At 74.4% G+C, this 2,686-nt stretch carries 1 pseudogene; it reads right to left on the bottom strand.

The window, feature by feature from the left end:
* Window positions 1-166: 166 nt before the first annotated feature.
* Window positions 167-2,686: pseudogene (locus tag AOK24_RS43120) on the bottom strand (ABC transporter permease); the annotation flags it as partial.

The raw sequence follows: 2,686 nt of genomic DNA, 5'->3' as shown, positions 1-2,686 counted from the left end.
CCCTGTCGGCGGCGGGCCCGGTGAGCCCTCCGGCGAAGGTGATGCCGCCCGCCGACCTCGCCGCCCCGCACCCCGCCGCCCCGCACCCCGTGGCCGCGCCGCACCGGGCGGCGGCCCGGGTCTGACACCGGCTTCCCGGCGGCCCAGGGGCGCGCTCCGCCCGGTCTCACTCCACGGCCACGGCTCCCAGCACCCCGAGCCGTGCCGCCCTGCGGGCCGGCCTCAGCGCGGCGAGCACGCCCGCCGTGAGCCCCACCAGCGCGACGACCGCGAGCCTCGACACCGGTACGGCGAAGGCGAATTCGCTGTCGCTCGCCCCGTCGGAGGCCCTGACGAGCACCCAGCCGAGGAAGCCGCCCAGCGCCAGCCCGCCCGTCGTGCCGAACGCCGCGACGAGGACGGACTCCCAGCGGACCATCGCCCGCAGTTGCGCGCGGGTCTGGCCGACCGCCCTCAACAGCCCCAGTTCCCGGGTGCGTTCGTGGATCGCGAGGGTCAGCGTGTTGGCGATGCCGAGCAGCGCGATGAGGACGGCGAGCGCGAGCAGCGCGTAGACGAGGGTGAGCATCATGTCGATGCCGCCCGCCGAGGACCGGGCGTACTCGTCCCGGGTCTGCACCTCCGGATCGCCGTACTGTGCGGCGACTTGCTCGACGGCCGCCTTGCCGGCGTGTTCGCCGACGCCCTTCTTGAGGGACACCGCGACCAGGGTGTCGTGGTCCTGCGTGCGGTGCGGGGCCCATGCCTGGCGGGTGATGACGTAGTCGCCTGCGAGTTCCGAACGGCCGTACAGGGCGCGGACGGTGAAGGTGAGGCGTTGGCCGTCGGTGAAGGTGAGGCGGGCCGGGGAGCCGACCGTCAGGTGCTGCTTGCGGGCCTCCGCGCGGGTGAGGGCCAGGCCGTCGGCGCCGAGTGAGGCCATGTCGCCCTGGATCGTGCCGAGTTCGAAGGTGCGGGCGAGGGCGGCGGGGTCGGTGACCGTCAATTCCCTGCCGTCGCCGTTCACTTCGGCCACGCCCTTGCCGAGACCCACGGCCGTGCCGACCTCCGGCAGCCTGTCGAGCGCCGGGGCCAGCCTCGGGCTCAGTCCGCTGCCGCCCGCGCCGAACGCCGGTGCGCTCACGGCGAGATCGCCCGCGAAGGACCGTGCGACGGTCTGGTCCATCGTCGCCTTGAGCGAGGCCCCGAACACGGTGAACAGGGACACGACGGCCACGCCGATCATCAGCGCGCTCGCCGTGGCGGCCGTACGCCGGGGGCTGCGCAGGGCGTTGCGCAGGGCCAGGGCGCCGGTGACGCCCCGCAGTCTCGCCAGCGGTCCGCCGAGCACCCGTATCACGGCCGACGACGCGACCGGGCCCAGCACGACGAAGGCCGCGAGGACGAGTACGGCGCCGACTCCCGCCGTCCACAAGGACGGTGAGACCAGGACGCCCGCCGAGACCGCCAGCAGCGCGACCCCGGCGACGGCCCGCCCGCGTGACGTGCCCGACGCGTCGACCGCCACGTCCCGCAGCGCCGCGAGCGGTGCCGTCCGTCCGGCGCGTACGGCGGGGAGCAGCGCGGAGAGCAGGCACACCGCCGTGCCGACCAGCAGCGGCAGGGTGAGCGAGAGCGCGCTGATCACCAACTCGCCGTCGGGGAAGGGGAATCCGATCGCCGGGAACAGGGCCTTGAGCGCGGCGGCGATGCCGAGGCCGCCCGCCAGGCCGGCCGCCGAGGCGGTGAGCGCCACAACGGCCGCCTCGGTGAGGGTGGTTGCCGTGACCTGCCGCCGGGATGCTCCTACCGCCCGCAACAGGGCGTTCTCCCGGGTGCGTTGGGCGACGACGATCGCGAACGTGTTGTGGATGGAGAACGTCGCGACCAGCAGGGCGATCCCGGAGAAGACCAGCAGCAACGCCGTGAAGACATCGAGGAACTGACGGGCGATCATGTTCGTGTCCTCGCGGGCCGACTCCTGACCGGTGATGGCCTCGATTCCCTTGGGGAGTACGGGAGTCAGCCGCTCGACCAGATCCTGCTGGCTCACCCCGTCCGCCGCCCGCACCAGGATGCTCGTCGCGAGGCCGGGGCGTGCGGTGAGGTACCGCTCCGCGTCCGCCCTGGTCAGACCCGTGTAGGTGACCTGGGCCATGCCGTCGGCGCCGCCGAACGTCGCCAGGCCCACGATCCTGACCCGTACCGGGTCGGGGGTGCGCAGGATCGTCGTGTCGCCGAGACGCAGACCGCCCTTCTTCGCGGTGGCCCGGTTCACGACCGCCTCTCCGGAGTGCGCGGGCGCGCGGCCCTCGGCCAGGCGGTACGGGTTCAGGCGCGGGTCGGTGATCCAGTTGCCCGCGAGAGTGGGCGGGCCCTTGCCGCCGATGGGGTTCCCGTCGCGGCCGAGGAGCTGCCCGGCGCCCTGGATGTCGGGCTCGGCGGCGGCGACGCCGGGGACGCCGGCGAGGTCGCGCACCAGCGCGGTCGGCACCGGCGCCGTACGCCCTGGCTGTCGCCCGGCGTGGTGATCGCGTCCGCGCCGCGCACGACCGCGTCCGTACCGGCCGTCGCGCTGCCGAACATCGTGTCGAAGCCGGCGCGCAGGGTGTCGCCCATCACGAGGGTGCCGGCGAGGAAGGAGACACCGAGGAAGACGGCAAGGAAGGTGCCGGCGAAGCGGCGGGGGTGGGCGCGGAGGGTGGTG

The organism is Streptomyces niveiscabiei, from assembly GCF_001419795.1.
In the GTDB taxonomy this organism is placed as follows: Bacteria; Actinomycetota; Actinomycetes; order Streptomycetales; family Streptomycetaceae; genus Streptomyces; species Streptomyces niveiscabiei.
This window is presented reverse-complemented; position numbering and strand designations above follow the sequence as displayed.